This window comes from Nocardia transvalensis NBRC 15921 (assembly GCF_000308875.1).
GTDB lineage: Bacteria > Actinomycetota > Actinomycetes > Mycobacteriales > Mycobacteriaceae > Nocardia > Nocardia transvalensis.
Genome location: NZ_BAGL01000006.1, coordinates 57,489 through 81,259 on the forward strand (window position 1 = coordinate 57,489; position 23,771 = coordinate 81,259).

Consider the following 23,771-nt stretch of genomic DNA (forward strand, 5'->3'; position numbering starts at 1 on the left):
CTACGCCGACTCGGCGCCCAACAGCAGGTCGACGGTCAGTTCGAGGCGTTCTGTGACGTCCGTCGCGGAGGCACGGCGGGTGAGCCAGGCGACGAGGTTCGACAGCCAGACATCGCTTATCACCCGCGCGATGGCCAGATCGCGATCCGTCGCCTCGCCGTCGTTCATGGCCCGGGCGAAGAACTTGTCCATCACGCGACCGACCCGATCGACCTCGGCGGCCGCGGAGGCGTCGGCGAACATGAACGCGCGCGTCATGGCCTCGGTGAGCAGCGGATCGCGCTGCATGGCCCGGGTGACCTGGGTGAGCAGCAGATGCATGCGCTCGCGAGGGCTCTGCCCGGCCAGCGGTTTGCGCTTGCTGTCGAACTGCTCGAATTCCCGCGCCAGGGCCGAGACCAGCAGGTGGACCTTGGACGGGAAGTACCGGTACAGCGTGCCCACCGCGACATCGGCCCGTTCGGCGACCGCACGCATCTGCACCGCGTCGTAGCCGCCCTTGGAGGCCAGCGCGAGGGTGGCGTCGAGGATCCGTTTGCGGCGTTCGCGCTGGGCGGCCGAGCTGAGCTCGTCCTCGCTGAGCGTGCTCACCGGGGTGGCACGCGGGCGACTTCCGTTGCGCGCCCCCGAGTCGGTCGACTCCTCTCGGGAGGGACTGGCCATTGGTGAATGTCCTTTCCTGCGAACGTCGTTGTGCTGCGCCTGTGCCGTGGGCTGCGGTGACGGACGGTGCCTTGACTTCCGCCCGACGTGGATATTAGAACATGTTCTAGGTGTGGGAGTCACGCCGGAAAGGCGGTATGGAGTGTGACCATCGCCACCACTGACGAGCATAAAGCCGTTCAGGAGTCGATGCGCGGATGGGCTTCGACGGTCCGTCCGATTGCAACAATGCGCAGCGGGGCACCTGGTTATTGGCGCGATTTCTGGCCGAGCCTGGTGGGTCTGGGCATCTTCCGCGTCGCGGTCGACGAGGCCGCCGGGGGTGCCGGTGGGTCCGTCGGCGACCTGGCCGTACTGATCGAACAGGCGGCGCACGACCTGGTGGGCGGCCCGGTCCTGACGACCGTGCTCGCCGGCCTCGTTACCGGCGGGGCTCTGGACGAGGATACGCCGTGCGGCGTCGCACTGGGCGACGCGCTTGCGGTGCCGGACAACGGCTCCGGCGAGATCGAACTGACGGGTGTCTGGGAAACCGTTCTGGGTGCCGCGGAGGGAACTGCCGTGCTGGTGCCGGTGGGTTCCGGCCAAAAGCACGCCGGAACCAAGGACGGCGACCCCTCGTCGGCCGAAACTTCGGCAACCTCCACGTCGCCTACCGAAGCCTCGGCGACCGCCCCCTCGTTTTCCCGGCACGCTTTTGGCCGGGAACACAAGTGGGCCCTCGTAGACCCGAACACCCAGGGCCTGCGAATCGAGGAACTACCTCCCCTCGACGCCAGCACCCCCCTGGCCCGCGTCGTCTGCGAAGGCGTCCGCGTCCCTGCCGACCACATCTTCGAATCCCCGTACGCGGTAGGGGATCTGACCGCCGCCCTGGTGGCCGCGGAGCTGGCCGGAATCGCCGGCTGGTGCCTGGAGACGGCCACCGACTACGCCAAGGTGCGTGAGCAGTTCGGCCGCCGGATCGGCGAATTCCAGGCGGTCAAGCACCTGTGCGCGTGGATGCTGTGCCGCACGGAGCTGATCCGCGCGGTCGCCGCCGACGCCGCGACGGCCGTCGACAACCGCAGTGACGAATTACCGCTGGCGGCAGCCATCGCCATGTCGATCGCCCTGGACGCGGCGGTGGAGACCGCCAAGGACTGCATCCAGGTGCTCGGCGGGATCGGCTTCACCTGGGAGCACGACGCCCACCTGTACCTGCGCCGGGCGGTGGCGCTGCGCCAGCTGCTGGGCGGCGGCGCGGCGTGGCGATCCCGCGTGACCGAGCTGGTCCGGGCGGGCGCCCGGCGCACCGTGGGCCTGGATCTCGGCTTCGGCGACGACGCCGCGACCGACAGCGAGGCCTGGGACGCACTGGGACTGGACGCGGCGGAGGCCGCCGAACTCGGCGCGGAGCTGGCCCGCATCGGCGCGCTCCCGGTCGAGGAGCAGCGCGGGGCCCTGGTGGACACCGGCCTGTTCGCGCCGCACTGGCCCCGGCCGTACGGGCGCGGCGCGGGCCCGATCCTGCGCTCGCTGATCGACGAGCAGGTGCGGGCCGCGGGAATCACGGTGCCGGACATCCAGATCGGCAACTGGGCCGTCCCGACGCTGCTGCAGCACGGCACACCCGAGCAGATCGAGCGTTTCGTGCACCCCACGCTGCGCGGCGACGTCATCTGGTGCCAGCTGTTCAGCGAGCCGGAGGCCGGCTCGGATCTGGCGGCGCTGCGCACCACCGCGACCCGGGCCGAGGGCGGCTGGACCCTGAACGGGCAGAAGGTCTGGACGTCCAAGGCGAACGACGCGAACTGGGCGATCTGCCTGGCCCGCACCGACGGGAGCGTGTCGAAGCATCGCGGGATCAGTTACTTCCTGGTCGATATGAGCAGCCCCGGTATCGATATCCGGCCGCTGGTCCAGATCACCGGGGAAGCCGAATTCTCCGAGGTATTCCTCGACGAGGTTTTCGTCCCCGACGACTGCCTGGTCGGTGAGTTGGGCGCGGGCTGGAAGATCGCCCGTTCCACACTCTCCTCGGAGCGGGTCGCCATGGGCGGCAGCGGAATCGGCAAGGAATTGGAGGCGCTCATCGAGACGGCTCCGCGCACCGGACCGGGCGCCGAATTGATCGCCGATCGCCTCGGCGATCTCGTTTCCCAATCGGTCGCTGGTCTATTGCTGGAAACCCGGGCGGCGCAGCGAATACTCGCGGGCGTCGATCCCGGACCGCAGAGCAGCGTCCGCAAACTGGTCGGTGTCCGGCATCGTCAGGCGGTCGCCGAATTCGCCGTCGAACTTTCCGGTGTCGCGGGCGCTCAGGAATCGGAAGTGGTGAAACAATTCCTGTTGACGCGCTGTTTATCGATCGCGGGGGGCACCGAGCAGATTCTGTTGACCGTGGCCGGCGAACGGATTCTCGGGCTCCCGCGCGAATCGCACGGCTGACTCCACACCTGATACGGGAGCATTGAATTGGACTTCAACAGGGACGAGAGCCAGGACGCTGTCGCCGAGGTTGTCGTAAGTTTGCTGGAACGCGACAGCGCACGCGATATCGCATTGTGGCCGAGGCTCGTCGACAGTGGCCTGCTACTGGTCGCGCTGCCCGAGCGCTACGGCGGGGACGGCATGGGACTGCTGGAGGTCTCGGCCATGCTGACCGAACTGGCCACCGACGCCGTCCAGGTGCCGGCCCTGGCCACGCTCGGGCTCGGGGTGCTGCCGCTGATCGACCGGGCCCCGGAGGCGCTGGCGGAGAAGATCTTTCCGGCCGTCGCCGAGGGCGCGGTGCTGACCGCGGCCCTGCACGAGCCGGGCGCGCCGTTCGTGACCAAGCCGCACACGGTCGCCGTGACCGACGGCGGCGTGGTGCGGATCAGCGGGACCAAGGCGGCGGTGCCGTACGCCGATACGGCCCGGTGGATGCTGGTGCCGACCGACTCAGGTATCGCCGTGGTCGAATCCGGTACCGCCGGTGTCACGTTCCGGGAGAGCCCGGCGTCCACCGGCGCACCGGAATTCTCGGTGCAGTTCGACGAGGCCGAGATCCCCGCCGAGCAGCTCCTGCCCGGCGACCTCGGCGACCTGCACCGGCTGGCGCTGGCCACCATCGGCGCGGTCGCGGACGGACTGCTGAAAGGCGTGCTGACGCTGACCGCCGAACACGTGCGGACCCGGCACCAGTTCGGGCGCCCGCTGGCCGAATTCCAGGCGGTCGCCCAGCAGATCGGCGACGTCTACGTGGTGTCGCGCACCCTGCACGCAGCTGCGGCGTCGGCGAACTGGGCGCTGGCACAAGAGGATTCGAGCCCCGAGCACCGCGAACGGACAGACGACGACCTCGATGTCTTGGCCTACTGCGTCGCCTCGGATCTGCCCGCGGCCATGCAGAAGTGCCATCACCTGCACGGCGGCATCGGGGTGGATATGACCCATCCGCTGCATCGCTACTACTCACAGGCCAAGGACATCGCCCGCTGGCTCGGCGGCGCGTCGTTCCGGCTGGATCGTTTGGGAGCCAGATGTTCATCGACCTAACGGCCGAGCAGCGCCGGCTGCGCGACGAATTGCGTTCGTACTTCGCCGATCTCGTGACTCCCGAAGAGGAGGCCGAGATGCTGGCGAACCGGCACGGCGACGCCTACCGCGCGGTGGTGCGGCGCATGGGCCGCGACGGCCGCCTCGGGGTGGGCTGGCCGAAGGAGTACGGCGGCCAGGGCTTCGGCCCGGTGGAACAGCAGATCTTCTACAACGAGGCGGCGCGTGCCGACGTCCCGCTGCCGCTGGTCACGCTGATGACCGTCGGCCCGACCCTGCAGCAGTTCGGCACCGAGGAACAGAAGAAGAAGTTCCTGCCCGCCATCCTCGCCGGTGACGTGCACTTCTCCATCGGCTACTCCGAACCGGAGGCCGGCACGGACCTGGCCGCCCTGCGGACCAGCGCGGTGCGCGACGAGAACGGCGATTGGATCGTCAACGGCCAGAAGATCTTCACCACCGGCGCGCACGAGGCCGACTACGTGTGGCTGGCCTGCCGCACCGGCTCGGTCGAATCGCGCCACCGGGGGATCACGATCCTCATCGTGGACACCAAGGATCCGGGCTACTCCTGGACGCCCATCATCACCTGCGACGGCGCGCACCACACCAACGCCACGTACTTCGACAACGTGCGGGTGCCGGCGGAGATGCTCGTCGGCGAGGTGGACCGCGGCTGGAAGCTGATCACCACCCAGCTCAACCACGAGCGGATCAGCCTGGGCCCGTCCGGCAAGATCGAGCAGCTCTACGACCGGGCGCGGGACTGGTCGCAGCGCCAGGGCGTGCTCGGGGAACCGGATGTGCGGCGGTCGCTCGGCCGCATGCACGCCATGGTCCGGCTCAACGAGTTGTTGAACTGGCAGGTGGCCGCGAATGCCGATCATGCCGCGGACGATCCGGCCGGAGTGATCGCCGACGCCTCTGCGACCAAGATCTTCTCGACCGAGGCGTTGCAGGAGGCCGGCCGGCTGGCCGAGGAGATCGTCGGACGCTTCGGCGATCCGGGTGATCCCGCGACCGCCGACCTGCTGACCTGGCTGGACCGTCGCACCAAGCAGAACTTGGTGGTGACCTTCGGCGGCGGCGTCAACGAGATCATGCGTGAACTCGTCGCCACCGCCGGGCTGAAGCTGCCGCGCGTACCGAGATAGGAGTTTCCAGTGCCGGAAACCACGACAGCGGAACAGATCACCGCCGCTGGGGAGCGGATCATGCAGGCGGGGGAGTGCGCGCCCCGCGTGGCCCGCGACCCGGTCAACCAGCCCATGATCAACAACTGGATCGAGGCGATCGGCGACGACAACCCGATCTACGTCGACGAGCAGGCCGCCCGCGACGCCGGTCACCCCGGCATCGTGGCCCCGCCCGCCATGGCGCAGGTGTGGACGATGCCCGGCCTGCGCGGGTCGCGCCCGGCCGACGATCCGATGAACGCCGTAAACGATCTGCTCGACGCCGCGGGCTACACCTCCGTCGTCGCGACCAACTGCGAGCAGACCTACCACCGGTACCTTCAGGTCGGTGAGCGCCCGCAGGCCCGCACGCGGCTGCGGGATCTGGTGGGGCCCAAGCGGACCGCGCTCGGGGAGGGCTGGTTCGCGACCTACATCCTCACCTGGTACGTTGGCGACGAGGCCGTCACCGAGATGGCCTTCCGGATGCTGAAATTCGCGCCCGGGACCGCGAAACCGGCTCAGCCGCAGGATGATCCGAGCAAGCGGGCGCGGCCGACGGTGTCGAACGATACCGAATTCTTCTGGGAGGGCACGAAACTCGGCGAGCTTCGGATCCAGCGGCGGCCCGACGGCACGTTGCAGCACCCGCCGGTGCCCGCGCTGTGGGCGGACAAGGACGCGCCCGCCGACTACGTCGTCTCCGCCGGGAAGGGCACGGTGTTCAGCTACGTCGTGCACCACGCGCCGAAGGTGCCCGGCCGTGCGCTGCCCTACGTCGTGGCGCTGGTCGAACTCGAGGAGGGCGTGCGGATGCTCGGCGAGCTGCGCGGGGTCGCGCCCGACGCGGTCGAGGTCGGGCAGCCGGTCGAGGTGGCCTTCGAACAGCTCGACGAGGACAACACCGTGCCGTATTGGAAGGTGAGCGCATGACCGCCACTCTGGAACCCGGTGCCGTGCAGGTGGGTACGACGTTGCCCGAGTTGACCATCCACGCCGATCCCACCTTCGTGGTCAGCACCGCGCTGGCCACCCGGGACTTCCAGGATGTGCACCACGACCGGGACAAGGCCGTGGAGCGCGGCTCCAAGGACATCTTCGTCAACATCCTCACCGACACCGGTCTGGTGCAGCGGTTCGTGACCGACTGGGCCGGACCGCGCGCCCGCGTGAAATCCCTGGCGCTGCGGCTGGGCGTGCCGCTGTACGCCGGGGACACGCTCACCCTGACCGGGACCGTGTCGGCGGTCGAGGGCGACGAGATCCACATCGACGTGGTCGGGCGGGACAGCCTGGGCGACCACATCACGGCGAAAGCCGTTATCGCACTTCAGGAGTCTGTGTGAGTAGTTCGGAACTGAGCGGTAAGGCCGCGATCGTCGGCATCGGTGCCACCGACTTCTCCAAGGACTCCGGCCGCAGCGAGCTGCGCCTGGCGGCCGAGGCCGTCACCGCGGCGCTGCACGACGCCGGGCTGAAGCCTGCGGACGTCGACGGCCTGACGACCTTCACGATGGATACCAACACCCAGGCCGCGGTGGCTCGGGCGGCGGGTATCCCGAGCCTGAAGTTCTTCAGCAACATCCCGTTCGGCGGCGGCGCGGCCTGCGCAACCGTGCAGCAGGCGGCGATGGCCGTCGCGACCGGCGTCGCCGATGTGGTGGTCGCCTACCGCGCGTTCAACGAGCGTTCGGGACACCGGTTCGGGCAGTTCGCGACCCACTTGGCCACGGCGGCAACGTCTTCGGGCGTCGACGCGGCGTGGGCGTATCCGCAGGGCCTGGGCACGCCGGCCGCGCAGGTGGCCATGGTCGCCCGCCGGTACATGCACGTCTACGGCGCGACCAGCGCCGATTTCGGCCGGATCGCGGTCGCCGACCGCAAGCACGCGGCGGTGAATCCGGCGGCGCACTTCTACGGCAAGCCGATCACGCTGGAGGAGCACCAGAACTCGCGCTGGATCGCCGAACCCCTGCACCTGCTGGACTGCTGCCAGGAGACCGACGGCGGCGTCGCGATCGTCGTCACCAGCGCCGAGCGGGCCCGCGACCTGCCGCAGCCCTCGGCCGTAATCGCCGCCGCCGCACAGGGTTCCGGCGCCGACCAGTACGTCATGACCAGCTACTACCGCGACGCCATGACGGGCCTCCCCGAAATGGGCCTGGTAGGCGACCAGCTGTGGTCCCAGAGCGGCCTGCGCCCACAGGACATGCAGGCAGCCATCCTCTACGACCACTTCACCCCCTTCGTCCTGATGCAACTGGAAGAGCTGGGCTTCTGCGCCCGAGGCGAGGCCAAGGACTTCATCGCCGACGGCGCCATAGAACTCGGCGGCCGCCTCCCCCTCAACACCCACGGCGGCCAACTCGGCGAGGCCTACATCCACGGCATGAACGGCATAGCCGAGGGCGTCCGCCAAATCCGAGGCACCTCGGTAAACCAAGTGGAGGGCCTCCAAAACATCGCCGTCACCGCAGGCACCGGCGTCCCCACCTCCGGCCTGGTACTCACCGCCGCCTGACACGGCAAGCCTTCTCGCACCCCTTGCGTGTTCCCGCACCCTCTTCAACCCCCTGCAGAGGGTGCGGGAATCGGGACGGGGTGCACGAGTAACGGTCGGCTCGCCCTCTGGCTTGCTCGGTAGCCGCAAACCTTGCTCGAGCTTGCGGAACAGGCGTTATGTGTAGGACGATCGGGCATCGTTCTGAATGCTGAGCAGCCATTCGAATAGGGCGAAGTCCGGTGTAGGGGGAATTCCGTGCTGGGGAACGATACTCGAGTCGAGTCGCCACTACTTGCGTGGCCTGGCGAGTGGGGTCCGGAACGCCCTGCGGTAAAGCTTGTTTCCGGCGCGATAGTTTTCGGCATCGCTGCGACCGTCGTGATCCCGTACTCCATCGCATCGGCCTCGGCTGGTAATACACTCGGAGGTATATACGGGATCGCCGGTGGACTGGCAGCATTGAGTTTAGTGGCTGGCTTTGCACCTCATCTTCGTGTTCGACGCAGAAAACTTCCTAGAGCTGTCGTGTTGGACGGTAGCGGTCTTCGTATCTATTTCCTGTCCACATGGAAGCCGCTCGTCGTGACGTGGCTCGGTGCTTCAGTAGTATTCTTTTTGGTACACGGTCTTCTCTTTCTTCGGGATATGTCTGGGCGCAGCGATTCGATACGCATCGCCATCGGTGCCGGAGGGGTGGCTATCGTGATCGTGTCGGTCGCGATGGCCACGTTCATGTTCCGATATGTTTTGTCCGGTAAGAACCGGCGAGGAGTGGTCGTGCTGGCGGTGGAGGGTGTTTCACTGTCATTGGGAACTGCGACCAGATTTATTCCGTGGGACGGCATCGGCAACATTCTCCCGCGCGTGATCAGCAATTCGCATGCGATCCGAATAGCCCCGAAACCCGGCGTGCGTATCCAAGTGGAGGTCGGAAGACACCTGCTCGATCGAATGCAGCGTGGATACTACGAGCAGAACATGGACATTCATTCCTGGGTTCTGGGTGTCGATCCAGCATTGATGCTGCACCTCGTTAGATTCTATTGGGATCGACCGCAAGCCCGGTACGAACTGACCTCCGGCGCTGTCATCGAGCGTATACAGCGCGGCGATCTGCAGGACTGATCAAAGCTGTGATCGCAGGCCTCTCGTAAGATTCGCCGTGCCCGGCTGGTCGGCCGCAAACTGGCGGAAGTCGCGAGAGGTCATGTGTTGAGCCAGTGGCGGATCTGGTCGAGGTGGAGGGCGGAGAAGAGGGGGTCGCCGTTTTCGGCGTCGAGCAATTTCCAGTTGTATGGGGGTGTCGAGTTGCGGACCAGGTGATATCCGGCGCGGGTGGCTTGCTGGGTGAGTTCGCGGACGCTTGTGGTTTCGGGGTTTGCGGGATTCGCGTGTGGTTGTTCTTCTGTCTGGTCCATGGGTTCTCTCCAAAATGGTTGTCGGCGTGTGGAATCGGGATGGATGCGGCCGGTTTCGACCAACAGGTGAAACGCGGCGTGTTTGCGGGCGCAGTCGTGCTCTCGGTGTAACTGCATGGCGCGCTGGGCTTCTGCGATCGTCAACGGTTGTGTGGGTGTTTCGCATGTCCAGGCTGCGGGCCATCGGATCGGGCGTAAGTCGCAGTGGCCGCGGGTGGGACGTCGGGCCGGCGTTCGGTGTCGCGGCTGGTTGGTCGGCCAAATGCACGCCAGGCCGGTGACCGCGAAGGCTCCGCCGCCGACGACGGAGAGGATGCAGTGGGCAATGTGCCACGCGCCCAACGTCACTCACCCCCCGCAGTCGTCATCCGCGTGGGTCGATGGGGGAATGAGCCTGTCGAGCCCATCGAGCACCTGTTGGAAGGTCATCGGTGTCGGTGGTGCGTCGGTGGGCAGGTCGGTGTCCGGTGCGGGCAGGTAAATGGTCGGTGGTACGAGGATCGGGTCTGTCACGGTTCCCCCTGGTTCGTCGATGTGTTGGTTTGCTGGGCGTGCGAGTCAACGCCTGCGGTGATCAGAAGGTCTGTCGGGGTGGCTCCAGAGCGGGGTGTTGCGTCGCTATGTTCGGAGCTGAAGTTGTTGTAGTTCCGGCAGTTTGGGTTAACCCGGGACTCGGAGCCGCGCTGTCGTTCGAACTCTGTGACTCAGCTCACCACGAGAGCTACGATGTTGCCATCCGCATCGAGTGATTCGATCCGAGGTCATGTGAATCCCCAGGATGCGGTTCGCAGATGGTTCAGGGCTTGATTCGATTTCCGACGCCTATCCACTCACTTCCGCAAAGGATGAACACGGCTATGACCAGCGACGATGAACTCGAACCCACTACCCTTCCCCGGCGGCAGCTGGGTCGGTTCCTGCGCGAGTGCCGAGAGGCGACGGGCCTGAGTATTGCCAGGGCTGCTGCCTTGGTGGAGTTGAGTCAGGCTGCCTTGCAACGTATCGAGGCGGCGAAGACGAAGAAGGTTCGCATAGTCGACGTGAAGGCGCTGTGTGAGCTGTACGAGGTCTCGGCCGAGGACACCGCCCGCGCGGTGGAATTGGCCAAGCAAGCGCAGGACTCATCGTGGTACACCGCGTTCTCCGGTCTCTACAGCGACCCGACGTTCAACATCTACGTCGAGTTGGTAGCGCAGGCGCGGCAACTGGTTTCGTATCAGGAGATCGTCCTCGGCCTGCTGCAGATACCTGACTATGCGCGGGCGCTGATCAGTGATTTCTACCGGGACGACAGCCCGGAGGACATCGAACGCCGGGTGGCGCTGCGTATGAGGCGGCAAACGATTGTGACCCGCAAGGCCGATCCGGTGAAACTCGAGTTGCTGCTCCACGAGTCGGCGCTGCATCGCGTCGTCGGCGGGCCCCGGGTGATGGCGAAGCAACTGCGGCACCTTGCGGAGGTCAGCAAGCGGCCGAACGTCAGTCTTCGGATTCACCCATTCAGCGCCGGTTGCGCGCGGGGACTCCTCCATGGTCCGTTCGTGATCCTGGATTTCGGAATGGATGCCAAGGGACGGACCGTGGAGCCGCCGCTGGTCTACTTCGAAGGCGTCGGGAAGCCGGATCTATATCTGGAGGCTGCCGAAGATGTCCAGCGCTACCATGAACTCGCTTCGGTCGTACGGGGTACGGCGCTCGATGAAGTGAAATCGCGAGACCTGCTCAGGCGGGCTGCAAGGGAGTATGAAGCGTGAAGATCGACCTAGCCGGGGTGTCTTGGTTCAAGAGCAGTCACAGCAGCGGTCAGACCGATTGCGTGGAGGTGGGCTGGGTCGCCGACGGTTGTGTCGGCGTCCGGGATTCGAAGAATCCCACCGGCCCGGCTTTGGTCTTCGCACCCGGCGAGTGGGACGCCTTCGTGGCGGATGCGAAGGCCGGTAAGTTGGCTCGGCCCTGACGCCCGTCGCCATGGCCTTATCCCGTGGCCAGCGGCAATTCCCTTCGCGCACCGGCGAACCGATCGAACACCAGGCCCCCGATGACTTCGGAGTGGATGCCACGGGCCGGGCTGTTGAGCCGCCGCAGGTCTACTTCAAAGGTGTCGGGAGTCGGACCTGTATCTCGAGGCTGCCGACGATGTCCGGCGCTACCATGAACTCGCTTCGACCATACGGAGCGCAGCGCTCGATGAGGTGAAGTCGCGAGATCTGCTCAGGCGGGTCGCAAGGGAGTTTGAGACGTGAAGATCGACCTATCCGGGGTGTCCTGGTTCAAGAGCAGTCACAGCGGCGGCGAGAACGAGTGTGTCGAGGTGGCGTGGCTCGAGGGGAGCGGCGTCGGTGTCCGCGACTCGAAGAATCCCAGCGGTCCGGCGTTGATTTTCGCCCCAGGTGAATGGGATGCCTTCGTAGCAGATGCGAAGGTCGGTAAGTTCACTCGGCGCTGACGGCCCCCAGCGACCTAATCTCGACTCGCCGTTGGTGTGAGCCTCCGCGGCCTGGGCCGGAGCCCGGCCAGGTGTATTCGCAGCGGAACCTCCAGCCGGGCCACGCTTTCGGGCGTGCCCGGCTCCAACTCCCTTCGCGCACCAGCGAATCGGTCGAAGACCAAGCCCTCGATCAGGGCGATGAAATCCGCGGCGGCAGCCGGTGGATCGGCCGCACCCAGGCTCAGGAACAGAGCGGTGGCGTGGTCGTGGGAGAACAGGCATGCCACGAGTCGGTCGTGGAGTGCGGCGTCGCCGCGTAGATCCATGATGAGGGTGTGGCGGGCCACGAGGTGGTTGTGGCGGCGGTCCAGTAGTTCATCCAGCCACACGGCGATGCCGTGGGCGACCTTCTCCGTTTCCGTAAACGTGCTTCCCGCGAGCTTGGCGGCCTCGAAGTCGTCCCGTGAGCGAGTGGTGATGCGGTCGACGACAGCTTCTATGAGCGCGCGCTTGGTGCGGAAGTAGTACGACACCGAACCGGGCGGCAGTTCCAGCGCGGTGTCCAGGGCGCGATGGGTCAAAGCACGTAGGCCCTGGTCGGCTATCAGATCGATGGCGGCGTCGGCGATCCGCGCGCGGCGGTCGGGTGTGGACATCGTCACCTTCCCTCGCGGTAGCTCCCGCGATCCTCTACAAGTGTAGATGAGGCTCTACAGAAGTAGAGGGGCGGAGGGTGTGATGGATCCGGTGCTGGATGACGCACAGCGCGAAGCGGCGGAACGGCTGGCCGCGCTGGGCGGTCGGCTGGGGCGGCGGTGGCATCGCCCGCGCGGGATCTACCTGCACGGTCGGCCGGGGCGCGGCAAGACGATGCTGATGGACCGGTTCTTCGCGGAGGCGCGCTCGGATCGCAAGCGCCGCTACCACTTCCACGAATTCTTCGCCCGATTACACGCCGCCGTAGCCGAATCCGGATCGATCGACCGGGCCGTGGACGCCGTCCTCGGGACCGCCGAGCTGGTGTGCTTCGACGAATTCCACGTGCACGACATCGGCGACGCCATGCTGATCGCCCGGCTGCTGGACGCGATCTTCGCCCGGCGCGTCGTGCTGGTGGTGACCTCGAACTACCCACCGGTGGACCTGCTGCCGAATCCGCTGTTCCACGACCGTTTCCTGCCCGCCATCGAGCGCCTCCGCGAGCACCTCGACGTGGTGGCCGTCGACGGCCCGCGCGACTACCGCGTCGGCGGCGACCGCCGGTCGGGCTTGGCGTCGGGGTGCTACATCGTCGGCGACCTGGCGGTCGAGCCGAACGCACGGATTCCCGTAGCCCACACGAACCTTCGGGTACAAGAAATCGAAAACAGGGGTATGGCAGTCGATTTCGCGGAACTGTGCGGCGCTCCGCTGTCGGCCGCCGACTTTCTGGAACTCGCCGGACGCTACCGCCACTGGACGATCTGCGGTGTCCCCGCACTGCGCACGGTCCCCATGGACTGGGCCACCCGTTTCGTCAACCTGGTCGACGTCCTCTACGACGCCGACCTCCCACTCACCGTCCACGCCTCGACGGCGCTGCCCGACCTCACCCGCGGCGTCCCGCACGTCCCGGACCTCGCCCGCGCCGCAAGCCGGCTGAGCGAACTTCCGGCGGGCGATCCCACCGCCGCGTGAAACGCATTTTCACTTTCGCCCGACGTACTCCTTTGTGTCGCAAGGAAGTTGCCGCGCAACAGAATTGTGGATTCTCACAGTTTCCGGGATTTTTCACTCCCAGCACCGGGGATGATACGAATTCTCGTTCAGCCGGTGTCTCGATTTCCCTCCTCACGAACCATTCGGCATGTAACGATGTGCCTGTTTGTGCAGTACCGAGGTTCTGGGAGATGTCCGTGGGCGTGGTAGGAACGGCGATACCGCGCGCGATCGGACTGGTCGCGTTGGTGGCGCTGGCGGTCGTCGCGCTGCGCGGAATCGTCCCGGGTACCGGTGGCCCGCATGCCGTCTCGCCGCCGTCGGCCGTCACCATCGCGCTGATGCCGGTGCTGTCGCTGGTGTCGATCGTCATCCTGCTGGCCGGCGTGATCACCAGCCAGCATCGGCTGCCGCTGGCCATGCCCGACGGCGAGCGCGAGACCGACCGGCAGCCGTGGCAGCTGCGTCGCCTGGGCCTGCTGATCCTGGCCGGCCTGGCCATGCTCGCCGTCCTCGCGGCCCTGGCCTGGACGATCTATCTGATCGCGGGCGGACCCGGCACCGAGACGCGGGAAGAACCGCCCGCCCGCCCGTCCACCACCGCGCCCGTCGAGACGACACCGCCCACGCCCCAGCCGTTCTCCGGAACTCCCGAACTCAGCGGCCGCGCCCTCGTCCTCGCCGGAGTCGGTGCGGCGGCCCTGGTGGGCACCGCGATCGTCGGCCTGGTGGTGGTCGCCGTCGGCACCCGCAGCAGGCCGGCGCCGCAGCCCGTCCCGTCCGAGGCCACCCCCGCCGAACCCGGGGTGTCGCTGGCCCAGGTGGCGGAGATGGGCCTGGCCGCGATGGTCGCCCCGGGCCAGGACGCCCGCACCGCGATCATCGCCTGCTACAGCGCCATGGAACGCGGCCTCGCCCAGGCCCGCGAGGTGGCGCCCCTGATCTCCGATACCCCGTCGGAGGTGCTGGCCCGTGCCTTCGAGCGCGGCGCCCTGCACGACGCGTCCGCCCGCGAACTGGTGGCGCTGTTCGAGGAGGCCCGCTTCAGCCCGCACGCGATGCTGGAGTGGCAGCGCATGCGGGCCGAACAGCTGCTGCGGATCGTGCTGAACGACCTGCAGGGAGAACGGTTATGAACGAACCTGCACCGGTGACATTGCCTCGATGGGTGATCGCGGGTGGCGGGATCGCGGTGGTCGTGGTGGTCGAACTGGTCGGTCTCGGCAACGAGCGCGACTCCCTGCCGCTGCTGGCCGGGGTCCCGGTGCTGGCCGCGCTCGGACTGCTGATCTGGTCGCTGGTCGAGCGGTCGCGGGCCCAGGCCCCCGACGATCCGGCCGACGACGAGATCGGCAACGGTCCCGCCGAGATGCTGAACCGCTGGCATGCCCGCGCCCAGATGCTCACCGACCGTGCCGACGGCTCCCGGGCCGACTGGGACCGGTACCTGAGACCCTTGCTGGCCAAGGAGTTCGAGCTGTCCAGCGGGCATCGGATAGCCAAGAACCGGCGTGCCACCGAGGCCGCCGGCCAACTGTTGTTCGGACCCGAACTGTGGCGCTGGGTGGATCCGGCGAATTCGGCGACGCGCGACACCAACACCCGCGCCCCCGGCCGCGCGGCGCTGGACGAGATCCTGCGCCGCCTGCAGTCCATGTGAAAAAGGTAGAGATGAGTGCGAGTGCGAACATGACGACACCGATGGACGTGACCATCAAGCGCACCGAGGCGGTGCTGCGAGAGATCGCGCGCGTCGTCGTCGGCAAACGCGAAGAGCTGCAACTGATCATGATCGCCGTGCTGTCCGGCGGCCACATCCTGATCGAGGACCTTCCCGGTCTCGGGAAGACATTGATCGCCAGAGCCTTCGCGTCGTCCTTGGGTCTGCAATTCACCCGGGTGCAATTCACGCCGGATCTACTACCCGCGGACCTGATCGGTTCCACGATCTACGATATGAATTCGGGGCGTTTCAATTTCCGCCGCGGTCCCGTATTCACGAATATGCTGCTGGCCGACGAGATCAACCGCACACCGCCCAAGACCCAGGCGGCGCTGCTGGAGGCCATGGCCGAGGGCCAGGTCAGCATCGACGGCGAAACATTCCCGCTGCCACAGCCTTTCATCGTGCTGGCCACCGACAATCCGATCGAGTACGAGGGCACCTACCCGCTGCCCGAGGCGCAGCTCGACCGCTTCGCTATCCAGCTTCGCCTGGGCTACCTGTCCGAACAGGACGAGACCCAGATGATCCGCCGCCGGCTCGAGCGCGGGTCCGCGCCGCCGCAGGTCGGCCAGGTCGTCGATACGCAGGGGCTGCTGGAGATGCGGCAGGCGGTCGAATTCGTCACCGTGCACCCGGATGTCGTCACCTACGTGGTGGCGCTGGCGGCCGCGACCCGCAATCACCCGCAGGTGGAGGTCGGCGCGAGCCCCCGCGCCGAACTGGACCTGGTGCAGATGGCCCGCGCCCGCGCCCTGCTCATGAACCGCGACTACGTGGTCCCCGAGGATGTGAAGGCGCTGGCCGTTCCGGCCATGGCGCACCGCATCACGCTGCGTCCGGAGATGTGGGTGCGGCGCATCCGTGGCGAGGACGTGATCTCGGAGTTGCTGCGCCGCCTGCCGGTCCCGCGCGCGACGGTCACATGAGACATCGAGATACCAGCTCGACCGCGGACGCCGAACTACGCTGGCGGCCCGCGCCGCTGGTGTTCATGCTGGCGGGGGCCGCGGCCCCCGCGCTGGTCCTGGCGGTCGTCCTCGGCCGCTGGCAGCTCGTCGTCTTCGCCGCGCCCATGCTCGGCGTGCTCGCGACCGCGCCGTGGCAGGTGGCGCGCACCAAGATCCAGGTCGACGGCTCGGGCGTGTTGCGCTGCTTCGAATCCGAGGAGGTGGTGATGAGTGTCGCCGCCTTCGTCGAGGACGGGCACGCGCTGCTGCGCTGCAAACCCGAACAGGCTGCCGGGCTAGAGCTGCGGGTCGAGCAGGCCGTCGATTCCGGTCCCGCGCCTGCGGGTCTGCGATTGGCGCTGTCGACCGCGCGCTGGGGCCGCTATCCGGTCACCGTGCGCGTCACGGCGCTCAGCCCGGCCGGTATGGCGATGGCGTCGGTCTCGTTGCCGGCGGGCGATGTGTACGTGTACCCGATCGCCGATCCGCAGCGAATGAAGTTGCCGCGCACCGACTATCCCGAGCGGATCGGCACCCACCTGACCCGGCGGCACGGGCCCGGCGTCGAATACGCCGACATCCGCGCCTACGCGCCGGGCGATCAGCTGCGCACGGTGAACTGGCCGGTGAGCGCGCGCCGCGGCCGCCTCTACGTGACCGAGCGGCTCACCAACCGGGCCGCGGATGTCGTTGTGCTGGTGGACACCTCGCAGCAGGCGCCCGGCCCGGCGGCGGATTCGCTGGAGCTGTCGGTGCGCGGTGCGGCGCAGGTCGCGCAGTCGGCGCTACAGGCGGGCGACCGGACCGCGGTGGTGTGCCTGGGGCAGGCCCCGCGCTGGCTGCGGCCCGATATCGGCCGTCGGCAGTTCTATCGCATCGTCGACACCGTGCTGGACGTCGGCGACGAGCACATCCCGACCTCCGGCACGCTGGCCCCGCACAGTGCGGTGCCCCTCGGCGCGATCGTGGTGGCGTTCTCCACGCTGCTGGACACCCAGTTCGCGCTGGCCCTGATCGACCTGCGCAAGCGCGGTCACGTGGTCGTGGTGGTGGACGTGCTGCGCGGGACGCCCTTCCGCGAGGAGCTCGACGGCACGATGGCCCGGATGTGGCAGCTGGAACGGACGTCGATGTATCGCGATATGAGCACGGTCGGCGTCGACATCGTCGCCTGGCCCGAGGACGCCCGCCTCGATCAGGTCATGCGGCTGGCACCCGAGCAACGCCGGCTCGTGCGGGTGAAGAGGTAGGCCATGACGAGATTCCTCGCCGTACTGTCCGGCCTGCTGCTGACCGCGGCCGCGGCGATCGTGCTGCCGTGGGCGGCGATCCCGGTGGGAGTGCTGGTGGTGATCGGCTGGCGGCTGCGCGTTGCTGCCGTGGCCGCCGTTTTGGTCGCGCTGGGGGCCGTCGCCTGGGACGACACCGGCGCGCTGGCCGCGGCCGGGACGGGACTGGTGGCGACGACCTACCTGCTCAACACCGCGACGGTGCACGCGCCCAGCGGTGTCGTCCCCACCACCCTGCCCTCGGTGACCGGTGCGCTCGTCTTCGCGGCCGCCGCCGTCGGCGCGGCCCTGGTCCCCGGTCAACTCCAGTGGGTGCCCCTGGCCGCCCCGGTCCTCGTGATCGCCCTCTACGCCCTGATCATCCAGGGCCTGACCATCCGTAACCCGAAACAATCCCCGCCCGCCTGACCGCCCCGCCCGCTGTGTCACTGGCCACAGCGGGCCTCTCCGTGACCCACGCTAAGTACTACAGCTTGTAGTGTCGAAGCCATGTGGGTTATTCCGATCATCGCCGTCGTCTGCTCCGTCGCCATCGCCATCCTCTTCGCGACGGGCTTCCCGGCCGACGACTGAGGGGTGGTTTCCGGCCAAGAGCATGCCGGAAAAATGACGCGAGATGGCGTGCCCGAGATTTCCTCGCCCGGCACGCCACCGTGTCCCATCGACCGTACGCATCACCAGTCTCATCGACTGTGCGCGTCACGTGGTCCTCTACTTCGGCGCACCGCCGTATTCCATTGCCCCGCAATGCCGTTCATTGCCCGGCACTGCCGTATCCACTGCCCGCGCTGCTGTATCCCATTGCCCCGGCACGCTTTTGGCCGGGGCCAACGGAACCTCAAGAGCTGAACGTCAGCTTCACATCCCCCAGCACCGGCGCGTTCTCCCGCTCGACCACGGTCGCGGCGATGGTCAGCTCGTTGCCTTCCAGCCAGATCCGTGAGCGGATCGTCTCGCCGGGATAGAGCACGCCCGCGAATCGTCCCCGGAAGCCGGTGACCCGGCCCGCCTCCGAATTCAGGACGGTGTCGGTGGCCGTCTTGCACACCAGTCCGTAGGTGCACAGGCCGTGCAGGATGGGGTTGGGGAAACCCGCGGCGCGGGCGAACGCCGGATCGGAATGCAGCGGATTGCGGTCGCCGCACAGCCGGTAGAGCAGCGCCTGCTGCGGCAGTGTGGGCGTGAGGACGTCGAAATCCGGTGCCCGGTCCGGCAATTCGGATTTGTTGCTGGGCCCGCGCTCGCCGCCGAAACCGCCTTCGCCCTTGGCGAAGATCGATGAGCGCGCCGTCCACAGCGGATCGCCGTCGGAGCCGCTGACCGTGGTCTCCTGCACGATCACCGCGGCCGAGCCCTTGTCCCAGATCTCGCTGATCCGGCCCGTGCTGGTGGCCTTGCCGGCGGCCGGGATCGGCCGGTGCACCACGATCTCCTGGCTGCCGTGCACCACCTTCGCCAGGTCGATCTCCACGCCCGGGAAACTCACCTTGGGCGGTTCGGTCTCCCGCAGCGTGGCCGCGACGGTCGCGAACGTCGGCAGCACCTGTGGCGCGCGGTCGTCGAGATAGCGCAGCTCACCCGGGTCCGTCCAGCGCGCGCCCGCGCCCAGGCCCAGGTGGTAGAGCTGCACGTCGGACGCGGTCCAGGCGAACTCCTGCGCCGGAAGCGCCGCTCCCAGTGCGACTTTCGGATCGATCGGCATCTGTACTCCTACCCCTGCCCGCCCGTGGCGCCGCTGGCCGCGGGTTGCTTCTTCGCACGGTCGACGATATCCAGCACCGCCAGATATCCGTAGGTGATCGCCGGGCCGATGGTCGCGCCCGGACCCGCGTAGGTGTGGCCCATGACCGGCGTCGAGCAGTTGCCCGAGGCGTACAGGCCCTCGATGACCGTGCCGTCCTCGCGCAGCACCCGGCCGGCGGTGTCGGCGACCAGGCCGCCCTTGGTGCCGAGGTCGCCGGGCACGATCTTGGCCGCGTAGAACGGGCCCTGTACCAGCGCCGCCAGGCACGGGTTGGGCTTCACGGTCGGATCGCCGTAGTACCGGTCGTAGTGGCTGTTGCCGCGGCCGAAGTCCTCGTCCTTGCCCTTCTCGGCGAAGGAGTTGAACCGCGTGACGGTGGCGGCGAGATTGTCCGCGGGGATGCCGATCTTCTTCGCCAGCTCCTCCAGGCTGTCGGCCTTGACGATGTTGTCGTTCTCCATCCAGCGGGACGGAATGCGCTGGCCCGGCTGTAGCGAGGCGAAGATGTACCGGTTGCGGTAGCGCTGGTCGAAGACCAGCCAGGTCGGGATGTTCGCGCCCGGACCGTCGCCCTGCCCGTAGGTGCCGCCGTACATGGTGTGCACGGCCTCGACGTAAGGAGCGGACTCGTTCCCGAAGCGCTTCCCCTCGGAATTGACCATGATCGCGCCCGGCAGATTCCGCTCGGCCAGCGCGAACCACGGCTTGCCGCCCTTGAAGATGGTCGGACCCCACCAGGCGTCCTCCATGAATCCGACCGCGCCGCCGGCGTCCATGCCCGCGACGATCCCGTCGCCGGTGTTGGCGGCCGCGCCCGTGGTCCACTCGGTGGTGATGGGCTGGCGCTGGTACTTGGTGCGCATCTCGGCGTTGTGCTCGAAACCGCCGCTGCCCAGGACGACGCCGTAGCGGGCGGTGAAGGTGACCGGCTTGCCGTCCTGTTCCGCCTCGACGCCGGTGACAACCCCGTTCTCCACGATCAGCTTGGTCATCGGGGTATTCAGCAGGACAGGAACATTCGCGTCCATGAGCCCCTTGCGCATGGCTGCGATAATGGCCTGACCCATACCGAGAATGTGCTTGCCGGTCCACTTGGCCAGGTAGGTGCGCGCGCCGACCCGCATGGCCCGCATGATGCCCTTCGGGTGACGCCTGATCAGGTTGAGGCGGACGAAATCGGCTTGCATGACGACCACGTTGAGCGGGGCCTTCGCGTACGGGGGCTCCAGGTTGAACCGCTCCTCGCCGAGGACCTTGGCGTTGAACGGCGCGGGCTCGCACGAGCGGCCCTCGCCCCGGCCGCCCGGGGCCTCGGGGTAGTAGTCCGAGTAGCCCGGCACCCACTTCATCTTCAGCGGGCTGTGATCGAGGACGAAGTCGAAGGCCTCGGCGCCGCGGTCGATGTAGGTGTCGATCCGCTCGGCCGGCACCACGTCGCCGATGATGCTGTGCAGGTAGCGACGGGCCTCCTCGCGGTCGTCGGGCCGTCCGGATGCTCGCAGCGCCTTGTTTCCCGGGATCCACACGCCGCCGCCGGAGCGGGCCGTATTTCCGCCGTAGTGCGCGGCCTTCTCGATGATCACCGCACGCAACCCGTGGTGGGCGGCGGTGAGCGCGGCGGTCATGCCGGCGGCGCCGCTGCCGACCACCACCACGTCGTATTCCCGATCAGTCATGTAGAACACGTTATAGAATCAGTCCTGGTTCGGTCTATATTGATGTGGCAGACGGCGCTACTGACCCTGGTTTTCGCAGGAAAACTCGTTTCAGTTTCCCTCTCGGTAACCGGCCGGGCCCTCGACGGAAGGAAATAAGCGTGCTGTCCGACGCGGTACGGAGCGAACTGGCCGCCGAGCTCGCGGCCGCCGAACGCGACCGGGTGCCGGTCGATCCGCTGGTCGCGCGGTATCCGGACATCGATGTGGTCGATGCCTACGAGGTCCAGCTCATCAACATCCGGCAGCGGCTGGCCGGCGGCGCGCGTGTCGTCGGTCACAAGGTCGGGCTGTCGTCGAAGGCGATGCAGCAGATGATGGGCGTGGACGAACCGGACTACGGGCACCTGCTGGCGGAGATGGAGGTGTTCGAGGATGTCGTGGTCGACACCTCGAAGTACCTGTATCCGCGGGTGGAGGTCGAGGTCGGCTTCGTCCTCGGCAAGGATCTGCCGGGCGCGGAGTGCACCGAGGCCGACGTCCTCGACGCGACCGTCGCCTACGCGCCCGCCATCGAACTCATCGACACCCGCATCAAGGAATGGAAGATCGCCCTGTGCGACACCATCGCCGACAACGCCTCGTCGGCGGGCTGGGTGCTCGGCCCGGAGCGCGTCGCGCCGGAGCTGCTGGACATCAAGACCATCGATGCCCGGCTGACCCGCAGCGGTGAGGTCGTGGCCGAGGGGCGCAGCGATGCGGTGCTCGGCGATCCGACCATCGCCGTGGCGTGGCTGGCCCGCAAGGTCGCCTCCTTCGGAGTGCGGCTGAAGGCCGGTGACATCGTGCTGCCCGGATCGTGCACCCGCGCCATCGATGCCCGTCCGGGCGATACCTTCCACGCCGAGTTCGCCGGACTCGGTTCCGTCCGACTGGATTTCAGCTAGGAGGCCCCGCATGGCCGCGAATGGAAGCAACGGAGCAGCGAGCAGCGGTAGGAAGATCGCTGCCGCGATCGTGGGCTCCGGCAACATCAGCACCGATCTGCTCTACAAGCTGCTGCGCTCGGAGAAGATCGAACCGCGCTGGATGATCGGGATCGACCCGGACAGCGAGGGTTTGAAGCGGGCCCGCGATCTGGGCCTGGAGACCTCGCACGAGGGCGCCGACTGGCTGCTGGCGCTGCCGGAGAAGCCGGAGCTGCTGTTCGAAGCCACCTCCGCTTACGTGCACCGCGAGTACGCCCCGAAGTACCAGGAGGCGGGGATCCGCGCGATCGACCTGACTCCCGCGGCGGTCGGCCCGGCCGTGGTGCCGCCGGTCAACCTGGGCGACAACCTCGATACGCCGAACGTCAACATGATCACCTGCGGCGGGCAGGCGACGATTCCGATCGTCGCGGCCGTCTCGCGGGTGGTCCCGGTGCCCTACGCCGAGATCGTGGCGTCGGTGTCGTCGGTCTCCGCCGGGCCCGGCACCCGCGCGAATATCGACGAGTTCACCAAGACCACCAGCAAGGGCGTGGAGACGATCGGCGGCGCGCAGCGCGGTAAGGCCATCATCATCCTCAACCCGGCCGAACCGCCGATGATCATGCGCGACACCATCTTCTGCGCGATCCCGGAGGACGCCGACACCGCCGCCATCGCGGAGTCGATCCATCGCATGGTCGCCGACATCCAGCAGTACGTGCCCGGCTACCGGCTGCTCAACGAGCCGCAGTTCGACGAGCCCTCGGTGGTTTCCGGTGGGATGGCGAAGGTTTCGGTCTTCGTGGAGGTCGAGGGCGCGGGCGACTTCCTGCCGCCCTACGCGGGCAATCTCGACATCATGACGGCCGCGGCCACCCGGGTGGGCGAGGTCGTCGCCGACCAGATCGTCTCGGCACGCGTCTAAAGGGGAAGTACCACAATGCCTTTCAGCAACGAACTCGACATTCGCGTCACCGATACCTCGCTGCGCGACGGCTCGCATCACAAGCGGCATCAGTTCACCGCCACCGAGGTGCGCGATATCGTCGCCGCCCTCGACGGCGCGGGCGTGCCGGTGATCGAGGTGACCCACGGCGACGGCCTGGGCGGCTCCTCGTTCAACTACGGCTTCTCGAAAACGCCTGAGCAGGAACTGGTCACGATCGCGGCGCAGACGGCCAAGCAGGCCAAGATCGCGGTACTGATGCTGCCCGGCGTCGGTGTCAAGGAGGACATCAAGGTCTCCCAAGACAACGGGGCCTCGATCGTCCGCATCGCCACCCACTGCACCGAGGCGGACGTCTCCATCCAGCACTTCGGCCTGGCCCGCGAACTCGGCCTGGAGACCGTCGGCTTCCTGATGATGTCGCACACCCAGCCGCCGGAGGTGCTGGCCCAGCAGGCGCGCATCATGGCCGACGCGGGTTGTCAGTGCGTGTACGTGGTGGATTCCGCGGGCGCGCTGGTGCTCGACGAGGTCTCCGACCGCATCTCGGCGGTGGTCGCCGAACTCGGTGACGACGCTCAGGTCGGTTTCCACGGCCACGAGAACCTCGACCTCGCGGTCGCGAATTCGGTGTACGCGGTCCGCGCGGGCGCCAAGCAGATCGACGGCAGCGCACGGCGTTTCGGTGCGGGTGCGGGCAACACTCCCGTCGAGGCCTTCGTCGGCGTCTGCGACAAGATCGGGATCAAGACCGGCATCGACTTCTTCGCCATCGCCGACGCCGCCGAGGACGTGGTCCGCCCCGCCATGCCCCAGGAATGCCTCCTCGACCGCCAGTCCCTCATGATGGGCTACGCGGGCGTCTACTCCAGCTTCCTCAAACACGCCGAACGCCAGGCCGAGCGCTACCACGTCTCCGCCGCCGAAATGCTCGTCCGCGCAGGCAAACGCAACCTGGTAGGCGGCCAGGAAGACCAGCTGATCGACATCGCCCTGGAACTCCAGCGCGAGCAGTCCACCCCCGCCTGACGTGGCTTGCAGGGGCTGGGGCGTGTCTGGCCCCAGCCCTTCGAGTATCGGACCGGA

25 protein-coding genes are annotated in these 23,771 nt (G+C 67.5%); 20 read left to right on the plus strand and 5 right to left on the minus strand.

Annotated features, from left to right (window positions below; genetic code table 11):
- A complete protein-coding gene (kstR, locus tag ON41_RS03665; protein WP_051160929.1) occupies positions 1 to 663 on the minus strand; it encodes a cholesterol catabolism transcriptional regulator KstR in 663 nt (220 codons plus the stop codon).
- Positions 664 to 807: 144 nt separating this feature from the next.
- Here kstR and ON41_RS03670 point away from each other — a divergent pair, with 144 nt between their 5' ends.
- The 7 genes from ON41_RS03670 (at position 808) to ON41_RS41315 (ending at position 8,988) form a co-directional block, all read left to right on the plus strand.
- Complete coding sequence (locus ON41_RS03670) at positions 808 to 3,093, plus strand: acyl-CoA dehydrogenase family protein (protein ID WP_040745088.1); 2,286 nt, start codon at positions 808 to 810, stop codon at positions 3,091 to 3,093.
- A gap of 27 nt (positions 3,094 to 3,120) precedes the next feature.
- Positions 3,121 to 4,185 carry an acyl-CoA dehydrogenase family protein gene (locus ON41_RS03675; RefSeq protein ID WP_040745091.1) on the plus strand — a complete coding sequence of 355 codons (1,065 nt, stop codon included), beginning with the start codon at positions 3,121 to 3,123 and terminating at the stop codon, positions 4,183 to 4,185.
- Complete coding sequence (locus ON41_RS03680) at positions 4,170 to 5,339, plus strand: acyl-CoA dehydrogenase family protein (protein ID WP_040745093.1); 1,170 nt, start codon at positions 4,170 to 4,172, stop codon at positions 5,337 to 5,339. Before ON41_RS03675 ends, ON41_RS03680 begins: the two co-directional genes overlap by 16 nt.
- A 9-nt stretch (positions 5,340 to 5,348) precedes the next feature.
- On the plus strand, positions 5,349 to 6,293 hold the full coding sequence (locus ON41_RS03685; protein WP_051160930.1) for a bifunctional MaoC family dehydratase N-terminal/OB-fold nucleic acid binding domain-containing protein: 945 nt from the start codon (positions 5,349 to 5,351) through the stop codon (positions 6,291 to 6,293).
- Complete coding sequence (locus ON41_RS03690; RefSeq protein WP_040745095.1) at positions 6,290 to 6,706, plus strand: MaoC family dehydratase; 417 nt, start codon at positions 6,290 to 6,292, stop codon at positions 6,704 to 6,706. The genes ON41_RS03685 and ON41_RS03690 overlap by 4 nt, the downstream gene beginning before the upstream one ends.
- Positions 6,703 to 7,881, plus strand: a complete 1,179-nt coding sequence (locus ON41_RS03695; RefSeq protein ID WP_040745096.1) for a lipid-transfer protein — start codon at positions 6,703 to 6,705, stop codon at positions 7,879 to 7,881. The genes ON41_RS03690 and ON41_RS03695 overlap by 4 nt, the downstream gene beginning before the upstream one ends.
- A gap of 237 nt (positions 7,882 to 8,118) precedes the next feature.
- Entirely contained in the window at positions 8,119 to 8,988 is an 870-nt protein-coding gene (locus tag ON41_RS41315) for a hypothetical protein (RefSeq protein WP_157185341.1), read from the plus strand.
- Between the two features lie 80 nt (positions 8,989 to 9,068).
- Here the strand turns inward: ON41_RS41315 and ON41_RS03705 are convergent, their stop codons facing one another.
- Positions 9,069 to 9,281, minus strand: a complete 213-nt coding sequence (locus ON41_RS03705) for a hypothetical protein (RefSeq protein ID WP_040745101.1) — start codon at positions 9,279 to 9,281, stop codon at positions 9,069 to 9,071.
- A gap of 857 nt (positions 9,282 to 10,138) precedes the next feature.
- Here ON41_RS03705 and ON41_RS03710 point away from each other — a divergent pair.
- From ON41_RS03710 to ON41_RS03720, 4 genes are all read left to right on the plus strand, one after another.
- Positions 10,139 to 11,035 (plus strand): helix-turn-helix domain-containing protein, encoded by an 897-nt coding sequence (locus ON41_RS03710; protein ID WP_040745196.1) that lies wholly within the window; start codon positions 10,139 to 10,141, stop codon positions 11,033 to 11,035.
- A complete protein-coding gene (locus ON41_RS03715; RefSeq protein WP_040745103.1) occupies positions 11,032 to 11,238 on the plus strand; it encodes a DUF397 domain-containing protein in 207 nt (68 codons plus the stop codon). Before ON41_RS03710 ends, ON41_RS03715 begins: the two co-directional genes overlap by 4 nt.
- A gap of 157 nt (positions 11,239 to 11,395) precedes the next feature.
- Positions 11,396 to 11,524, plus strand: a complete 129-nt coding sequence (locus tag ON41_RS43715; RefSeq protein WP_221333121.1) for a hypothetical protein — start codon at positions 11,396 to 11,398, stop codon at positions 11,522 to 11,524.
- Positions 11,521 to 11,727, plus strand: a complete 207-nt coding sequence (locus ON41_RS03720; RefSeq protein ID WP_040745105.1) for a DUF397 domain-containing protein — start codon at positions 11,521 to 11,523, stop codon at positions 11,725 to 11,727. Before ON41_RS43715 ends, ON41_RS03720 begins: the two co-directional genes overlap by 4 nt.
- Before the next feature lie 14 nt (positions 11,728 to 11,741).
- Here the strand turns inward: ON41_RS03720 and ON41_RS03725 are convergent, their stop codons facing one another.
- Positions 11,742 to 12,365: a TetR/AcrR family transcriptional regulator gene (locus ON41_RS03725; protein ID WP_051160932.1), complete on the minus strand. Its 624-nt coding sequence runs from the start codon at positions 12,363 to 12,365 to the stop codon at positions 11,742 to 11,744.
- A gap of 82 nt (positions 12,366 to 12,447) precedes the next feature.
- Here ON41_RS03725 and zapE point away from each other — a divergent pair, with 82 nt between their 5' ends.
- From zapE to ON41_RS03755, 6 genes are all read left to right on the plus strand, one after another.
- Positions 12,448 to 13,386 carry a cell division protein ZapE gene (zapE, locus tag ON41_RS03730; protein ID WP_051160933.1) on the plus strand — a complete coding sequence of 313 codons (939 nt, stop codon included), beginning with the start codon at positions 12,448 to 12,450 and terminating at the stop codon, positions 13,384 to 13,386.
- A 212-nt stretch (positions 13,387 to 13,598) separates the two neighbouring features.
- Positions 13,599 to 14,543, plus strand: a complete 945-nt coding sequence (locus ON41_RS03735) for a DUF4129 domain-containing protein (protein WP_040745107.1) — start codon at positions 13,599 to 13,601, stop codon at positions 14,541 to 14,543.
- Positions 14,540 to 15,067: a hypothetical protein gene (locus ON41_RS03740; protein WP_051160934.1), complete on the plus strand. Its 528-nt coding sequence runs from the start codon at positions 14,540 to 14,542 to the stop codon at positions 15,065 to 15,067. Before ON41_RS03735 ends, ON41_RS03740 begins: the two co-directional genes overlap by 4 nt.
- Positions 15,068 to 15,096: 29 nt before the next feature.
- Complete coding sequence (locus ON41_RS03745; RefSeq protein WP_040745109.1) at positions 15,097 to 16,059, plus strand: AAA family ATPase; 963 nt, start codon at positions 15,097 to 15,099, stop codon at positions 16,057 to 16,059.
- Positions 16,056 to 17,330: a DUF58 domain-containing protein gene (locus tag ON41_RS03750; protein WP_040745111.1), complete on the plus strand. Its 1,275-nt coding sequence runs from the start codon at positions 16,056 to 16,058 to the stop codon at positions 17,328 to 17,330. Before ON41_RS03745 ends, ON41_RS03750 begins: the two co-directional genes overlap by 4 nt.
- A gap of 3 nt (positions 17,331 to 17,333) precedes the next feature.
- The gene (locus ON41_RS03755) at positions 17,334 to 17,777 is read left to right on the plus strand and encodes a hypothetical protein (RefSeq protein WP_040745113.1); all 444 of its coding nucleotides are present in this window, start codon (positions 17,334 to 17,336) and stop codon (positions 17,775 to 17,777) included.
- Between the two features lie 430 nt (positions 17,778 to 18,207).
- Here the strand turns inward: ON41_RS03755 and chsH3 are convergent, their stop codons facing one another.
- Together chsH3 and kstD are read right to left on the minus strand one after the other, a co-directional pair.
- Positions 18,208 to 19,071 carry an enoyl-CoA hydratase ChsH3 gene (gene chsH3 / locus ON41_RS03760; RefSeq protein ID WP_040745115.1) on the minus strand — a complete coding sequence of 288 codons (864 nt, stop codon included), beginning with the start codon at positions 19,069 to 19,071 and terminating at the stop codon, positions 18,208 to 18,210.
- 8 nt (positions 19,072 to 19,079) lie between these two features.
- Positions 19,080 to 20,789 carry a 3-oxosteroid 1-dehydrogenase gene (gene kstD / locus ON41_RS03765; protein WP_083905111.1) on the minus strand — a complete coding sequence of 570 codons (1,710 nt, stop codon included), beginning with the start codon at positions 20,787 to 20,789 and terminating at the stop codon, positions 19,080 to 19,082.
- A 140-nt stretch (positions 20,790 to 20,929) separates the two neighbouring features.
- On the opposite strand from kstD, the gene ON41_RS03770 reads away from it, so the two are divergent.
- Genes ON41_RS03770 through dmpG form a run of 3 tightly spaced genes read left to right on the plus strand, consistent with a single transcriptional unit; the run spans position 20,930 to position 23,714 of the window.
- Positions 20,930 to 21,715 (plus strand): 2-keto-4-pentenoate hydratase, encoded by a 786-nt coding sequence (locus ON41_RS03770; RefSeq protein WP_040745119.1) that lies wholly within the window; start codon positions 20,930 to 20,932, stop codon positions 21,713 to 21,715.
- Between the two features lie 10 nt (positions 21,716 to 21,725).
- Positions 21,726 to 22,664, plus strand: coding sequence for an acetaldehyde dehydrogenase (acetylating) (locus ON41_RS03775; protein ID WP_051160935.1), 939 nt, complete (start codon positions 21,726 to 21,728; stop codon positions 22,662 to 22,664).
- A 15-nt stretch (positions 22,665 to 22,679) separates the two neighbouring features.
- The gene (gene dmpG / locus ON41_RS03780) at positions 22,680 to 23,714 is read left to right on the plus strand and encodes a 4-hydroxy-2-oxovalerate aldolase (protein WP_040745121.1); all 1,035 of its coding nucleotides are present in this window, start codon (positions 22,680 to 22,682) and stop codon (positions 23,712 to 23,714) included.
- The last annotated feature ends 57 nt before the right edge of the window (positions 23,715 to 23,771 follow it).